The organism is Pontibacter kalidii (assembly GCF_026278245.1).
Taxonomy (GTDB): domain Bacteria; phylum Bacteroidota; class Bacteroidia; order Cytophagales; family Hymenobacteraceae; genus Pontibacter; species Pontibacter kalidii.
The window spans coordinates 3,032,257-3,046,877 of the sequence record NZ_CP111079.1 but is presented as its reverse complement, the minus strand read 5'-3'; the positions used below and the strand labels follow the sequence as shown (position 1 = coordinate 3,046,877).

Genomic DNA, 14,621 nt, shown 5'->3' with positions numbered 1-14,621 from the left:
AGGTTCGATAGCTCCCGCCCTTACTGTCATCTCGACCTTTGGGAGAGATCTATCGAGAATTCTAAAGAGATCTCTCCCAAAGGTCGAGATGACAGGGAAGGGTGGCAAGTATAGAAGCTCCCTCCCCTGTTCTTAGGGGAGGGTTGGGGTGGGGTGAAAGCTCCACGCCTTTGCTAAGGAGGGGTAGGGATGGTTGGACCCGGTAGCGGGAAACTCCCTCTCCTGTTCTTAGGAGAGATCTCTTTAGAATTCCAGATAGATCTCTCACCCTGCTCGAGATGACAGGGAGAGGGGCAAGTATAAACTCCCTCTCCTGTTTTTAGGAGAGGGCTGGGGAGAGGTATAATTCCCCTCCTCGGAGGGGTTAGGGGTGGGTTATAGTTGTAGAGACAGCAACTATGAAGCTTATACTTTAGCTAAAGCAGTTACAGGCTCCACTCCTAGTAAAGTCTCAGATCCCGGCCTTGTTTCGGGGCAGGGGCAGGGACAGCCGAGCCATTACCTTGCTCAGAGGTGGTGGGTGCAGATCTCGGATAAGGCTACGAAGGCATATAAAATAAACGCCCTCTCCCGAAGAACAGAAGAGGGCGTTTTAAGGCTTAGCTAAAATTAAGCGGTCGTTTGCTCCTGCGCCAGCTCCAGCTCATCAATCTTACCTGTCGAAACAGCCATCAGGCCAATAAAGGTCAGAAAGCCGTTGAGGATCAGTACCTCGAAGCCGAACTCGTAGCCCCAGAACCAGTCTACGGAGTTGTAGCTGAGGATAAGGGTAAGCAGCGGCGCGATGATGCAGACGGCAGGCACAAATTTGTCGCGCACAGCCCGCTTGGTGTAGATGCCGAAGGAATAGAGGCCCAGCAGGGGCCCGTAGGTATAACCGGCCACCTTGAATACGGCAGTTACCACACTATCATTGTTCAGGATGTCAAAAGCGATGATGACAAGGCCCATTACCACGGAGATACCGGCGTGAACGATGTAGCGCACACGCACACGCTCCTGCTCCGGACGGTCCTTGAAGTTAAGAAAGTCCACGCAGAAGGAGGTGGTTAGTGCCGTAAGCGCCGAGTCGGCCGAGGCGTACGTAATGGCAATGATACCAAGTATGAATATGATGCCTGCAAAGTATGAGAAGTGGTTCAGGGCCAGGAATGGGAACACATCATCGCCGCGCTCTGGAAGGGCGATGCCCTTAGCGTTGGCATAGATGTAAAGCAAAGCACCCAGGGCCAGGAACAGGATGTTTACAAACACCAGAATGATGCTGAACCAGAACATGTTCTTCTGGGCCTCGCCGATGTTTTTGCAGCTCAGGTTCTTCTGCATCATGTCCTGGTCAAGGCCCGTCATCACAATGGCGATGAAAGCGCCGGAGAAGAACTGCTTGAGGAAGTATTTGCTATCCTTGAAATCCCAGTAAAATACCTGTGAGTATTCGCTGGTCTGTATCGTGTCAATCAATCCCTGGAAGCTCAGGTTCAGCTCGTCGGAGATGAGCCAGATGCTGACACCAACCGCCAGCAGCATGGCGGTTGTCTGGAAGGTATCGGTCCAGATGATCGTTTTCATACCACCCCGGAAGGTATACACCCAAATCAGGACAATGGTGATGATGACGGAAACGGAGAAGGGAATACCAAAATCATCGAAAACCGCCAACTGCAGTACTCCCGCCACCAGGAAAAGGCGAATAGCCGCACCCAATGTGCGCGAGAGCAGGAAGAAGGCCGCCCCCGTCTTATACGACCACCATCCGAAGCGGTCTTCCAGGTAAGTATAGATCGAGACCAGGTTCATGCGGTAGTAGAGCGGCATGAGCACCGTGGCAATCACGAAATAGCCCAACAGGTAGCCCAGCACAAACTGCAGGTACGAGAATTCTGCCACCGCCACCATGCCGGGAATTGATACGAACGTCACTCCCGACAGCGAGGTGCCGATCATGCCAAAGGCCACCACATACCAGGGCGAGGAGCGGTTGGCCAGGAAGAAAGTCTCAGAGTCGGAATTACGGCTGGTGAGGTAAGAAATAAAGATCAGGATACAGAAATAGGCAATGATCAGGCCTATGATAAGGGTTGAGGACATAGTGCAAGCAGTGGTTCGTAAACGTTCTAATTCACAAATATAACAAAACTATGCACCTGCGCCACGCTTTATAAAAGGTCCTGTAGCAGCACCGGCTCCCCAATAGCCGGAATCCGCAGCCCCTGCAGCATACCCGAGGCGGCAATCTGCTCCAGCAGGCGCACCGGCTCGCTCGGCGGCTCGTCGGAGAGGTCGTAGGTACCGTAGTGCATGGGTATAAAAGTGCCGCCGTGCAGCAGGTTGTAGGCTTTCACGGCCTCGTGCGGGCTCAGGTGGCTCTTCTGCATCAGAAAAGACGGCTTGTAGGCGCCCACCGGCATCAGGCACACATCCATGGGGCCGAGCAATTCCTCGATCTCCTCAAAGTGCGGGGCAAAACCTGTGTCGCCGGCAAAGTATAGCGTATGGGTGGGCGTCTTGAGCACAAAGCTGCCCCAGAGTACCTTGTTCATGTCCGTAAGGCCGCGGCGGTGCCAGTGCGAGGCGGGCATAAAGTATACTTCCACGCTACCGGGCACCAGGTCATACTTCTGGTACCAGCCCGCCTCCTGATAGGGCAGGTGCGGGTTTATGCTCCGGAGGATATCACCTGCGCGCAGCGGGGCCAGTGCCTTCACCTGTGGGTTGGCCCCGTAAACCGTCTGCAGCGATTTTTTGTCGAGGTGGTCTCGGTGGGCGTGGGAGAGCAGCAGAAAATCGATGTTACGGATATCCTCCGGCGAGCAGGGTGTTCCTACCCGTCTCTTCACCATGGGGATGTCGTACAAAACCGGGTCGGTGAGGAACGTGATGCCGTTAAGGCGAATGAAAAAGGCGGAGTGCCCCAGCCACACCAGCATGTCGCGGTCGTCGTGCAGAAAATTATTTCCTTCCTGTACGTGCGGCGTGTAGTGATCGAGCTTCTTTTGCTCCCGCTGCGGGTTGCGGCTTAGCTGCCACTTCAGCACCTGCTTTAGTTCCGGTTTGAAAAGCTCATCGCCGTTAGCGAAGCGTCCGTTTACAGTTTTGTTGCCTCTGTAGCCGGGTTTAATGGTTTCGAGGCGGTCGTTTTTTATATGGCGAATGTGGTGGTTGTTCTGCTGCAAAGTTTGTCTCCGTTATATTTTCTGGCAAAAGGACGAGGAAGGGAATGCTTACTCCTATACTTATGTCCTCTGGCTTACATCACACTTATATACTTTAGAAACGGCAAAATAGGTTATACAGGGCTTCCTCTGAAATGGCCTATAAAAAAGAGCGCCTCCCTGCAGGTCCAGGGAAGCGCTTTTATACGTGCTGAGGGATATCCTAAGCGCTTACCAGTAGCCGTATCTGCTGCCGTAGGCCGGCGAGTAGAAATGGTTGCCGTAGGGCGAGGCGCCGTCGGTATAACGGATGCCGCCGGTGACGCTCAGGTGCTCCGTGATTTTATAGGTGGCCCTGAAGTCGGCGCCCATGCTGCCGGGGCTGTAAAAGCTGTTGTTAAACTGGTTGGCGGGCACGTTCGAAAAATCGCGCCAGATGTTGCCGCTCAGGATCAGGCGATCGCTGGCCAGGTAATCCACGCCCACACTGGCGATATAGTGGCTGCCGGCGCCGTTGCGGTACAATACCGTAGTACCTTCAGGGCCGGCCACAGGGGTGTTATAGCCGGAAGTATGCACATAGGCCAGGCTGGTGTTTAGCCGGAAGCGGTTGCTGACCTGGTAGCGCACCGAGGGCTCCACATAGGTGGCACTGCCAAAGCCGTTGCTGATGCTGGCCCCCATGTTCAGGCCATAGCTCAGTTTTGGGCCCTGCCAGGCGGGTTTCTCGGGCTTGGCAGGCTCCGACGTGGCTGCGGCTACAGGGGCGGTGGTGGCCGCGGTTGGGTCCGGGGCGGCCTCCAGGCTTGGCTTCACGTCCTGGGCCATACCTTGGCCGGCGTAAAGCAGCCCGGCCGCCAGTAATGTTCTGAATATATTTTTCACGTGGAAATGGCTGAAGTATAAATTCTTATACTAAGGTACGAGGTAGATGGTTCAAAAGCAAAACGAGCATAGCCACTTTAAAGTATACTCCCGCCGCTATTTAGCCTTCGAACCCAGCCAGGCGGTTCGGTAAGCCTCTATTTCGGGTGTCAGCTGTTTGCCTGTACTTTCAAAGGGGATCACCTCCAGCGTCTGCACCTCCTCCAGCACCAGCGTGGTCTGGCGCGGCTGGCCCTGGCGGCTGTAGGTGAGGGCCATACGCTCGCCCGGTTTGCGGTTCTTCAGCGTCTTCTGCAGGTCTTTCTCTTTTCTGATCTTGCGGCCATCCAGCGCCAGGAGCACATCCCCCCGTTCCAGGCCTGCCTTGTAAGCCTCCGAGGTGACGTAAGTGCCATTCGCGATGGTTGCCTTGCCGTCCTTGTAGTCCAGGTACAGCAGGCCTAAAGTCGCTTCGCCCGGTTTGGCCTTGCGCAGCTCCAGCCCGGCCTGAGCCAGCAGCGGGGCATAGTCCGGCAGCTCGCTGCCAAACACGCTTTGCTCAAAGAACCGCTTCGCAAAGGCCGCATCGCCGGTTACCTCCGCCAGCGTTTGCTGCAGGTCGGCCATCGTGTAAGGCTTTTCCGGTGTTCCATACTTTTGCCAGAGGGCCTGCATAAAGTCATCCAGCGTTTTGTTGTACTGCTGGCGCAGGGTCATGTCCAGAGCCAGGCCCAGCATACTGCCGTAGGTGTAGTATGAGATAAAGGTATTGTGGCGGTTTACAGGGTCCACGGAGCGTGCGGCGTCCACGAACGGTGCCTGCTGGCTCATCTCCACCAGGCTGTGGTACTGCCGCCCCGGTGTGAGCAGCACGTAATTGAGATCCCCGGCCAGGTCAGACGCATACTTTTTTAGGTCATAGATGCCGCTGCGGGTCATGGTCAGGTCGCCGTAGTAGCTCGTGAAGCCTTCGGCCAACCACAGCGCCTCGCTCATGTTGGCCTCCTGGAAATTGAACGGCTCCAGCGATGCAGGACGGATGCGCTCCACGTTCCAGGCATGGAAAAACTCATGCGAGACGGTGTTGAGCAGCGGCCCCATGGCAGCGGCCAGTGGCCGGGAGCTGGTCAGGATGGTAGAGTTGCGGTGCTCCATACCATCGCCCACAGCCTGCGGCATGTAGCAGCCAATAAAGGTGTAGCGGCCAAAGTCGAAATCGGGTAACGTTCCGAACACCGCCTGCTGCTCGGCCACAATGGCCTTGGTGTGATCTACGTACTCCTGAAACTGTTCCTTGGTGCCCTGGTGGTGTAGTGCCACCTGTATCGTTTTGGGCTTGCCGCCGTCGCTTACCGTCCACTCGGCAAAATCAAAGTCGCTGAGCTCGGTGGGGCTGTCCATCAGGTACTGAAAATTGGGAGCGAAGTAGGTGTTGCCCTGTTCCTGCCGCAGCTGCGTGGCTACTTTCCAGTTGCTGCCCTCGGGGGTGTGAAACGTAACGTAGGCCGGCGCTTGCTCAAAACCGCGCGCATACATCAGGCTGGCTGGCGCGTTCAGGTGGGCGTGCGTTTCGTCCACGCCGGCATAGGTGCCGTCGGCATGGTCGGCAAACAAGGTATAGCTGATGGAGGCCTTACCGTCGTGACCCAGCACAGCCCACTCGCTGGTGTTCAGGCGCAGGAGCTGCAGGGGCTGCCCCTGCGCGTTGGTAGCGCGCACGTTGTACACATTCTTGGCAAACTCATGGATGGCATAGCGACCCGGCGAGGTACGCGGCATTAACACTTTCAGGGTATCGGTCCGGATATCGGAAAAGGAGACGTTTATCTCGGCCTCGTGGTGTGCTGCGTTTGGGAAGGAGAGCTCATACCTTACCTGCTGCTGCGCTAGTACCGGCTGTGCCATAAGCCCCAGCGCCAGGCCCAGCAGGCCGTATAATGTAGGTTTCATCGGTTAGATCAGTATAGTTGAAAGTATAAATATAAGGATTGACAAATGGGAGAGCAACTCTAATCAGTTAACAGTTATCAGTTAACAATTATCAGTTATGCGTTGCTAGGTACCTCGATCTATATCTACCTCTAAGGAGCAATCTATTACGCCTCTACAACTCCCCAACTCTAACTTTCTAACTTTTTAATTTTCTAACTCCTAAACTCTATAACTCCTTAACTCTTCTAAACGCTTTGGCCTGCACCATGCCGCCGTAAAAGGCCTGGCTATACTGCTGCTCCAGTCCCAGCGCTGTAAAATGGGCGTGGTAATCGGGCAGCTGCCTGGCCTGCACATCGCTCATCAACCCAAAAAAAGTATACATGCCTTTTAGGAGAAGCCGCTGCCACCAGGGCGGGGGCTGCTGCACGGGCCAGAAGTCTGCGAGCAGCCATTGCCCGCCGGGGGCTAAGGATGTGGCCAGTTTACACATGAGCTGGCGCAGGCGCTGTGGCGGGAAAAGGTCCAGCAGGAAGGGGGTGATAATGGCATCGAACTGCTCCTGCGGTTGTATACTTTGCTCGGTGCCCAGCCGGAAGCAGACGCGGCAGCTATGGGGCTTTTTATACTTTTCATACTTTTGCCGGGCGCGCTGCAGCATGGCCGGGGCGGCATCCAGGTATAGTATGTCCAGTTGCTTGCCGGTTTGCAGGAGTTGCTCCAGCAGCCAGCCGGTGCCGCCGCCAATCACCAGTACCCGCGCCTGCTGCGGCACGAAGGGCAACAGGGCCTGTTGCGCCTGCTGCAGCGCCTGGCCATACACCAGCCGCGCCAGGGCATCGTAAAAAGAGGCTACTCGGTTAAATCCGCTGTCGGGGAGCTTGGGCAAAGTATAAACAGTAGGTGCGGGCGCAAAATAGCAACTAGCGGTCGTAATGCTGCTCCACCACGCCTTTTAGTTTCTCAAAGATAAAATCGACGAGCTGTTTGCGCACGCTTTCGGTGTTGCCTTTAAAAACCTCCCGGAACTCCTCTGCCTTGCCGTCATACAGGAAACTGACGAACATCGTGCCCACAGGCTTCTCCTCGGTCTCGGAGCCGCCGGGGCCGGCCAAGCCGGTGGTGGCGATGCTGATATCGGCACCCAGAAGCTTCCTCAGGCCCATGACCAGCTCGTTCGTCACCTGCTGCGACTCAGCGGTGTACAGGTCCAGCGTTTCCTTCTTCACGCCGAGTAGTTTTTGCTTCACCTCGGGCTGGTACACCACCAGGCTGCCTTTGAGAACCTCGCTGCTGCCCTTGGCTTTTACAAATTCAGAGGCCAGCAGGCCGGCCGTGCAACTCTCGGCAAAAGCAACTGTCAGCCCTTTGTCCTTCAGGCCCATCATCAGCTCGGTAAGCTCCTTTTCGTTCATGTTTGATTCGTTAGGTGGTTGGGTGCAGCCTCTTGTACTGCGTTTGGTTGGTGCAGGTTTAGCCTAACTCATAGCGTTCCATCACAGAATAAGTAGGGTGCGGCGAGCCCAGCACCGATTGCCACAGCGCCACCTCCTGCACGGGCAGCTCCAGTGGCTCATCCGAAGTAATGGCGGGCAGCTGCTTCGGGGGCTGCGCGTCTTTGCGGTAGCGGGCCAGGGTAATATGCGGGATGGATTTCTGCGTTTCGGCCGGCTGGCCCATTAGTGCTGCTGTCAGTTCGCTGCTGAGGACCTCAAAGGCCGGGTGCGGGGCAAAGCGTGCCCAGATGAGCCGTGGGTGCCGTGGCTTGGGGCCGGGCTCGGTTCGCTCAAACTGTAAAGTGAACGGCTGGTGGTGCTGCGCCACCCGGGCCACCTGCTCTTTTATGCGTTGGAGCTCCTGTGCCGGCACGTTGCCTATAAAGTAGAGCGTGAGGTGCAGGTTCTGCTGCGGCAAAATGCGCAGGCTCGGGTGCTCAAAATGCGACAGGTGCCCGGTCAGTTTCTCCTGCAGGGCGGTGGGCAGTGGCGCGGCGACAAACAACCTGATGCTGTCTTTCATAGTTTACGTATAGTGAAATCCTGAGAATAGCATGAGCCTGGGCAATTCGTGCCCGGTATGGATACGTTGTAAAAATGAATCTGAAGCGTTATGATACGAACTTTCTATAAACGGATGGTGGCCTCCGCGGCCCTCTTTACTGTGGAGCTGGTCTTTATCTGGCTGCTGTTCCTGGCCTGCATTATTGTGTTTCTCTGGCTTGGGCGCGAGATCATGGCGGGCGACAAGGTATGGCTCGATGAGGCAGGTTTTGCTTTTGCTGCCAACCTGAGCAGCCCCTTTATGGATGGCTTCATCAAGTTCATTACCTTCTTTGGCTCCGGACAGTTCCTCACGCCGGCGGCGCTGGCCCTGATCGCCTTTTACCTGTTTGTGCGCAAACACCGCTGGAACTCCCTCAAAGTGCCGGTGGTAGCGCTCGGCAGCATCACGCTAAACCTCGTGCTCAAGTACTTTTTTGACCGGGAGCGCCCTATGTCGCCGCTCGTAGAGGCCTCGGGTCTCAGTTTTCCGAGCGGCCACAGTATGGTGGCGGCCTCCTTTTACGGGTTGCTGATTTACCTGGCCTGGCACAACGTGCGGGATGTGCGCCTTCGGAACACGCTGATTATAGGGCTTAGCGTTTTTGTGCTTCTGATCGGCTTTAGCCGGATTTACCTGCGGGTGCACTATCCCACGGATGTGTTAGCTGGCTTTGCGGCTGGTTTCCTGTGGGTTATACTGGGGATATCGGTGCTGCACCGCATGGAACGGGTCTCTGGTAAAGAGATCACGCCCATATTGATGGAAGAGCCGGCAGAAAAAGAATAAATTTATGAAGGGGGATGTTGCTTTCTTGAAATCCAGCTACTACTTTTGCACTCCCAATCAACACAAAGGGTTAAAGGGTTTTGGGGACGTTCATTTGATATAGTGATTTATGCGCAAGTGGCGAAATTGGTAGACGCGCTGTCTTCAGGCGGCAGTTCCGCAAGGTGTGAAGGTTCGAGTCCTTTCTTGCGCACACTAAATCATGAAAAGGCTAATCTTTAGAGGTTAGCCTTTTTTGTTTTCAGGCGGATTATACTTTTAGGTGCCCTTACGATGGCGCAAGTGTCTGCTTGTACCTCAGCCTCCTTTAGCCACTGCTTCCTGCTACTTGATACAAGCTATACTTTTATACTTTATACCTATCGCTGGCGCGGGTTTGCAACCCGTGCCTTCTATGGTGTCGGGTTTGCAGAGCCATACTTCATACTTGGGCTATACTTTTATACTTCGGTTTATACTTGCTGGCTTATACTTTCCCTGGCGCAAGCGTCCGCTTGTGCCTTTGCTGCTGATTGCCGCAACTGGAACCAAGTTATCCTTCCTAGCTGCCGCTGATCCACGGCTTTACAACCAACTTGTTCCATAGTATACTTTCTGCTCTCCAGCCCGAGAGGGCTCGTCTTCGGGCATCGCGCTGGGAGCTTTTCCTTTGCTCCTGCGTCGCAATGCCTCACTTACGTTCGGCACCGGAAAAACTCGCATAGGCGCTCAACCCAAAGACTGGGATCAGTTCGATAGCTGCGGCTAACGGAGTAGGAACAAAAGTCCCCCTTGGAAGGGGGCAGGGGGATGTTAATCGGCTGCTGAACAATTCCCCTCCTCTGGACTAGCCAAAACGTGAGTTTTGAGCTAGCGAGCGTAGCTCTCAGGGGTGGTTTCACTCTTGTGCGGACAGGTCGCGACCTGTCCGCGCAACGGCAGCAACTTTAAAACTCATACTTTAGCCAAAGCAGATAGTCCCTTCTTGGATAAGCCCTGAAATCCCAGACTCGTTCCGGGAGAGGGGCAGTTGGATAGGGTACAGCGTACGTTCGCTTACTGCAGGGATGCTTATCGAGGCACAAACATCAGCTTACTAATAATATACCACCCACTCCCCAACCTGCTCCTGCCTATCAAAGTACCCGAGCATCCACTGCCGCTCCTCCGGCAGCTCGTTCTTCACCACCAGCACGGGTTTCTGCTGCAACAGCTCCCTCAGGCGCTGCATGTCTTCGGGGCGTTTTAGCTGCAGCAGCTGCTCGCGCCACTGCTTGTCCTGCTCAAACTGCAGCTCCCGCTCCAGCTTGCTTGTGCCATCGTCCAGGGAGACGATGCTTCTATTCAGCTCGAAAGCCAGCGAGGGCAGCAGCTTGTTATACACAAGGATAGGCCGCTGCTGCAGGTTACGCGCCACAATGACCTCGGCCACCGGGCGGCTGCCGTTGGTAAACTGCGGGTTGTGCGCCAGGAGTTTAGCCGAGTAGGGCAGGAGCAGTGCCGTAAAAACCAGGGCCCCGTACACCAGCTTCTGCTGCTGCTGCCGTTCGCCGGTCCAAAGTATGGCAAACGCGCCCAGGATCAGGACGGGGAAGGTGAGCACCCGCCAGGGCAGGGCAATGCCCACGGGCAGCAGCGGGACCACAAAAAGCGCCACGGCCAGCACCGTAAAGTACACCAGCCCGGCCTTCATTGCTCTTTTGGTAGCCTTTTCAGACATGTTGTGGAGCAGCCACGCTGTTAGCAGCGCCTGCCCGGCAAAGATGGGCAGGATGTAAAGTATCAATTTGGAGCCGGAGAAGGAGAAGAACACCAGCGGCAGGGGTATCCAAAGTATAAAGAGGCGCCTGAGCCTGCCCGGCATCTTTTTGAGCCTGCCCAGCTGTGCCAGCAGGATGGCAGACCACGGCAGGCTGAGCGCAGGGGCCAGCACCAGGTAAAACCACCAGGGCTGGGAGCGGCCAAAGGTTTCGGGGTTGGCGTAGCGCTGCACCGTGTGCTTCAACAGGAAGTAATCCACAAACTGCGGGTCATGCAGCATGAGGTACACGTACCAGGAACTACCCAGCGCAAGGAACAGCAGGAGCGCCGGCAGGTGGTGCCAGCCAGAAGTATGGTGGGTGTCAGAAGTATAATTTCCCCCCACCCCAAGGGCCACCAGCACCGGGAAGATCAGCCCCACCGGGCCTTTGGTAAGGAAGGCCAGCGCCAGCAGCAGGTAAAAAAAGTACAGCCAAAGGGAGGTTGCCCGGGTTTTATACTTTAGCCAGGTAAGGATGGCGGCCAGCTCAAAGGTAGCCAGGAACGAGTCGGTGGTGAGGTTGCGGGCTGAGATAAGCACAGCCGGAATCGTGAGGTATATCACAGCGGCCAGGAGCGCCTGCCGGGAACTGCTGAAAATCTCCTTGCCGATGAGGTACACCAGCCACACCTGAAACACGAGCGAGAGCTGCAGGAAAAAACGCGCCCCAAAGGCATTGGGGCCGAAAAGCTCCATTCCGAAGGAGGTGATGATGTACGTGAGCGGAGGCTTATGGTAATGTTGGATGCCCAGCAGGCGCGGGTGCAGCAAGTCGCCGCTCTGCCACATTTCGCGGCTGATCTCCGCGTAGCGGGCCTCGCTGGTCTCTATCACGCCCCAACTCCCCAGGTTAAACAACAAAAGAAGCAACAACACAAGCAGCAGGCCATAGAGCGATTGGTCTGAGCGGTCTTTGCAGAGTAGCGGCATCGGGTTTAGCTCGTGGTAGAAGGTTTAGGGGCCGACCGCTGTTCGCGCAGCCCAAGCATAAAGTTACGAGTATAAGCCACTACACCAAATATCTGCCCCAGAAAGAGCACCGGGTCCAGGCGCAGCACGGCGTAGGACATGATCATGAGGCTTCCTGTCAGGCTGATGACCCAAAAACCGAGCGGGATGACCGACTCCTGCAGCCTTTCCGAGCACCACCACTGGTACACAAAGCGCATCGTGAAGATGAACTGCCCGGCCCCGCCCCAGGCAATCAAAGCGCCCGAAACCTTGCTGTGCTCCATAATGTAGCTGAAGCTGTAGGTGTCGCTCCAGAGCAGCCAGCCGGTGGCCGCGAACGGAAAGAGCAGGGCGCCCCAGCGCAGGGGCCAGGAAAGCCCCTCCCACACGTGCTTGAGCTTGATGTTGCGCACATAGATGAAGTAGGAAACAAGCTGACCGCCCACGATCACGATATCGTTGCGCAGCGCGCCGTAGGTCATCAAAAGGATGGAGGCCAGCAGGCTGGTGGTCCAGAAGGAGGCGGGGGAGAGCACGCGACCGGCCTTTTCCGACTTTACCCACTGGATGAGGATACGTGCCGAGAATAGCAGCTGCGCCAGCAGGCCCACGCCGTATATCAGCATTTCAGATACGTCCATCAACTACGGCAGGCTGGTTCCTGAATTCTTCTGCGATGCCATACGTGATGTAGCGCTTGCGCATCCATCGGAAGGCGAACGTATCGTTGAGCGGACCCCACAGACGGTTGAAGAGGTGGTACTTGGAGTAGCCCGCGTACCGCTCAAAGTGCTGCACCGGCAGCTGTTTTATTTTAGCCCCCTGCAGCTGCAGCAGCGCCGGCAGAAAGCGGTGCATCCCATCAAAGAAAGGCACCCGTTTGGCGTAGGCAGCGTCCATGATCTTGAGCGGACAGCCCGTGTCTACAATGCCGTCGTTGATCATGTACCTCCTGAAGCCGTTGGCGATTTTAGAGGAGAGCTTCTTGATGAAGGTATCCTTGCGCCGGGCGCGAATGCCGATGACCATCTCGTGGTGGGGCACATGCTCCAACAGCAGCATAAAGTCCAGCGGGGAGGTTTGCAGGTCGGAGTCGATGTAGCCGATGTGGGTGGTCTGGCAATGGTCGATGCCGGCCTTGATGGCAGTGCTCAGGCCGTGGTTGCGGTCCAGGGAAAGGTAGCTGTAGCCGGCGTTGCCGTGGCAGATCCCGCGAATCTGGTCCAGACTGCTGTCGGTGGAGCCATCGTTTACAAAAAGCACCTGCGTAGGCACCGGCGACTGCGCCAGAAACGCGTCCATGGCCTCGCGGAAGCGCTGCAGGCAGCCCTCCTCGTTAAAAACCGGCACCAGCACGGTCAATGATACCGACTCTAAAGTACTATCAGGCATCTGCTTACTTAATTATCTAATGTATAAACTCTTTAACAGCAGCTGCAGAAGCAAAGTTTATACTTTAACCACCGCTTTTAGCTGCGCGTATTTCTTTCAAAAAAGGAGGCACCGGCCCGCCTGAACCTTCCAACGGCCAAGAGCCTTAGACCAGGCGCACGCTGGGCGGCAGCCCCGGTTACTGCACCTCCAACTGTGGCACCTCCTGCACCTGGTGATACGCCTTAAACCATTCGGCAAACTGCTGCAGCCCCTGCGCCAGCGTGGTATGCGGCCGGAAGCCGGTGGCACGCATCAGCTCCTCCACCTCCGCATAGGTAGTTTGCACATCGCCGGGCTGCATGGGCTGCAGATCGAGTCTGGCCTTGCGCTGCAGCAGGCGCTCCAGTAGGGCCACCATCTCCAGCAGCTGCTCGGGTTTATTATTGCCGATGTTGTAGAGCTTGTAAGGCACATCGCAGGTCTCGGGCCGCACCTCCAGCAGCTGCACGATGCTCTCCACCACGTCGTCCACATAGGTGAAGTCGCGCAGCATATCGCCCTGGTTAAAGATCCGGATCGGCTTGCCCTCCACTATTGCTTTTGCGAAGCTGTAGTACGCCATATCGGGCCTGCCCCAGGGACCGTAGACGGTGAAAAAACGCAGTCCGGTAGTGGGGATGCCGTAGAGATGCGCGTAGCTGTGGGCCATCACCTCGTTTGCTTTTTTTGTGGCGGCATAGAACGAGACAGGTGCATCCGTGCGGTGGTTGGTGCTGAAGGGTATTTGCCTGTTCAGGCCATACACCGAACTGGAGGAGGCAAATAATAGATGCTTTATACGATGGTGACGGCAGCACTCCAGCACGTTGGCAAAACCCACCAGGTTGCTGGTCACATACTCCTCCGGATGGTCGAGGCTATGGCGCACACCAGCCTGTGCGGCCAGGTTAACCACTATATCGAAACGGTGTTCTCCGAAGAGCTGCTGCAGGGCTGGCGCATCGGCGATATCAAGCTGCGTGAAGTATAGGTTTGGCGCTTTTATACTTTGGACAAGGGTGCCCTGGCTGATCTCCTCCCGGTTAAAACCCTGCTGGGTCAGCCGTTCATACTTCAGCTCCGGGTCGTAATAGCTGTTCAGGTTGTCGAGGCCCACGACAAGAGAAGCATGTCGCTGCAGGGCCATTACCAGGTGATGGCCGATAAACCCGGCGCTGCCGGTTACAAGTACGCGTGGCATAGCTTCCATCTCTTCACTGCTTCAGGCCTAAGCCCCGTGTAAGGGCTTCTTTCAAGTATAAACAACAAAGCTATTCTCAGAATCTGTAGTAATTCTGTAGCATGTAGTTAGTGATACTATATAATATAATGAAATTGTTATACTTTATTTATGTATACTACGGATTTCAGCATAGATAGTAGCGCGGTATCTACGTTTTTAATGTGGGTGTTCTGCAATAGCAAGTCGTAGTTTGAATGCCTTCTTCAAAGCCATTTAGGAGGTAACCTGGCGGAGGAGCTTCGCAGGGCAGGATTTTCAGGATAGGGGATAGGCAGAGAGGTGCGGGAAGCATCGTCATGCTCCCGCTTCAGGGTAGGCACGTGAGGGTTGGAGAGCTACCAAAGTATACTTTGAAAAAACCACCCGTAGCGCGGCAAATCAGCGGCAGTCGGGGGCGGTAGCAGGGAAGGCAAGGTATAACTGGTTGAGGCTATGTTCTCAGGACGAGTAGCTGCTA

At 55.7% G+C, this 14,621-nt stretch carries 13 protein-coding genes and 1 tRNA gene; 3 read left to right on the top strand and 11 right to left on the bottom strand.

The window, feature by feature from the left end; all coding sequences use genetic code 11:
- Positions 1-609: 609 nt before the first annotated feature.
- The 7 genes from OH144_RS12760 to thpR all read right to left on the bottom strand — a co-directional run bounded on the left by OH144_RS12760 (position 610) and on the right by thpR (position 7,967).
- Positions 610-2,088, bottom strand: a complete 1,479-nt coding sequence (locus OH144_RS12760; RefSeq protein WP_266202628.1) for a sodium:solute symporter — start codon at positions 2,086-2,088, stop codon at positions 610-612.
- 68 nt (positions 2,089-2,156) lie between these two features.
- Positions 2,157-3,173, bottom strand: a complete 1,017-nt coding sequence (locus tag OH144_RS12755; RefSeq protein ID WP_266202627.1) for an MBL fold metallo-hydrolase — start codon at positions 3,171-3,173, stop codon at positions 2,157-2,159.
- A 210-nt stretch (positions 3,174-3,383) separates the two neighbouring features.
- Positions 3,384-4,037, bottom strand: coding sequence for a hypothetical protein (locus tag OH144_RS12750; RefSeq protein WP_266202626.1), 654 nt, complete (start codon positions 4,035-4,037; stop codon positions 3,384-3,386).
- 96 nt (positions 4,038-4,133) lie between these two features.
- Positions 4,134-5,966, bottom strand: a complete 1,833-nt coding sequence (locus OH144_RS12745) for a M61 family metallopeptidase (protein ID WP_266202625.1) — start codon at positions 5,964-5,966, stop codon at positions 4,134-4,136.
- A gap of 208 nt (positions 5,967-6,174) precedes the next feature.
- On the bottom strand, positions 6,175-6,837 hold the full coding sequence (locus OH144_RS12740; RefSeq protein ID WP_266202624.1) for a class I SAM-dependent methyltransferase: 663 nt from the start codon (positions 6,835-6,837) through the stop codon (positions 6,175-6,177).
- A gap of 34 nt (positions 6,838-6,871) precedes the next feature.
- On the bottom strand, positions 6,872-7,363 hold the full coding sequence (locus tag OH144_RS12735) for a CinA family protein (RefSeq protein ID WP_266202623.1): 492 nt from the start codon (positions 7,361-7,363) through the stop codon (positions 6,872-6,874).
- A gap of 58 nt (positions 7,364-7,421) precedes the next feature.
- Positions 7,422-7,967 carry an RNA 2',3'-cyclic phosphodiesterase gene (gene thpR / locus OH144_RS12730; RefSeq protein ID WP_266202622.1) on the bottom strand — a complete coding sequence of 182 codons (546 nt, stop codon included), beginning with the start codon at positions 7,965-7,967 and terminating at the stop codon, positions 7,422-7,424.
- Between the two features lie 90 nt (positions 7,968-8,057).
- On the opposite strand from thpR, the gene OH144_RS12725 reads away from it, so the two are divergent.
- The 3 genes from OH144_RS12725 to OH144_RS12715 all read left to right on the top strand — a co-directional run bounded on the left by OH144_RS12725 (position 8,058) and on the right by OH144_RS12715 (position 9,363).
- Positions 8,058-8,777: a phosphatase PAP2 family protein gene (locus OH144_RS12725; protein WP_266202621.1), complete on the top strand. Its 720-nt coding sequence runs from the start codon at positions 8,058-8,060 to the stop codon at positions 8,775-8,777.
- 111 nt (positions 8,778-8,888) lie between these two features.
- Positions 8,889-8,970, top strand: a tRNA-Leu gene (locus OH144_RS12720).
- A 135-nt stretch (positions 8,971-9,105) separates the two neighbouring features.
- The gene (locus tag OH144_RS12715) at positions 9,106-9,363 is read left to right on the top strand and encodes a hypothetical protein (RefSeq protein WP_266202620.1); all 258 of its coding nucleotides are present in this window, start codon (positions 9,106-9,108) and stop codon (positions 9,361-9,363) included.
- A gap of 489 nt (positions 9,364-9,852) precedes the next feature.
- Here OH144_RS12715 and OH144_RS12710 read toward each other — a convergent pair whose 3' ends face one another.
- From OH144_RS12710 to OH144_RS12695, 4 genes are all read right to left on the bottom strand, one after another.
- Entirely contained in the window at positions 9,853-11,487 is a 1,635-nt protein-coding gene (locus OH144_RS12710; protein WP_266202619.1) for an ArnT family glycosyltransferase, read from the bottom strand.
- A gap of 5 nt (positions 11,488-11,492) precedes the next feature.
- Positions 11,493-12,149, bottom strand: a complete 657-nt coding sequence (locus tag OH144_RS12705) for a lipid-A-disaccharide synthase N-terminal domain-containing protein (RefSeq protein WP_266202618.1) — start codon at positions 12,147-12,149, stop codon at positions 11,493-11,495.
- Complete coding sequence (locus OH144_RS12700) at positions 12,136-12,900, bottom strand: glycosyltransferase (protein WP_266202617.1); 765 nt, start codon at positions 12,898-12,900, stop codon at positions 12,136-12,138. Before OH144_RS12700 ends, OH144_RS12705 begins: the two co-directional genes overlap by 14 nt.
- Before the next feature lie 178 nt (positions 12,901-13,078).
- Positions 13,079-14,122, bottom strand: coding sequence for an NAD-dependent epimerase/dehydratase family protein (locus OH144_RS12695; protein ID WP_266202616.1), 1,044 nt, complete (start codon positions 14,120-14,122; stop codon positions 13,079-13,081).
- Between the last annotated feature and the right edge of the window lie 499 nt (positions 14,123-14,621).

Bases quoted from the DNA above. Each gene is read 5' to 3' on its own strand.
- OH144_RS12760 (WP_266202628.1), bottom strand. From the start codon at position 2,088: ATGTCCTCAACCCTTATCATAGGCCTGATCATTGCCTATTTCTGTATC.
- OH144_RS12745 (WP_266202625.1), bottom strand. From the start codon at position 5,966: ATGAAACCTACATTATACGGCCTGCTGGGCCTGGCGCTGGGGCTTATG.
- OH144_RS12735 (WP_266202623.1), bottom strand. From the start codon at position 7,363: ATGAACGAAAAGGAGCTTACCGAGCTGATGATGGGCCTGAAGGACAAA.
- thpR (WP_266202622.1), bottom strand. From the start codon at position 7,967: ATGAAAGACAGCATCAGGTTGTTTGTCGCCGCGCCACTGCCCACCGCC.
- OH144_RS12725 (WP_266202621.1), top strand. From the start codon at position 8,058: ATGATACGAACTTTCTATAAACGGATGGTGGCCTCCGCGGCCCTCTTT.
- OH144_RS12710 (WP_266202619.1), bottom strand. From the start codon at position 11,487: ATGCCGCTACTCTGCAAAGACCGCTCAGACCAATCGCTCTATGGCCTG.
- OH144_RS12705 (WP_266202618.1), bottom strand. From the start codon at position 12,149: ATGGACGTATCTGAAATGCTGATATACGGCGTGGGCCTGCTGGCGCAG.
- OH144_RS12700 (WP_266202617.1), bottom strand. From the start codon at position 12,900: ATGCCTGATAGTACTTTAGAGTCGGTATCATTGACCGTGCTGGTGCCG.
- OH144_RS12695 (WP_266202616.1), bottom strand. From the start codon at position 14,122: ATGCCACGCGTACTTGTAACCGGCAGCGCCGGGTTTATCGGCCATCAC.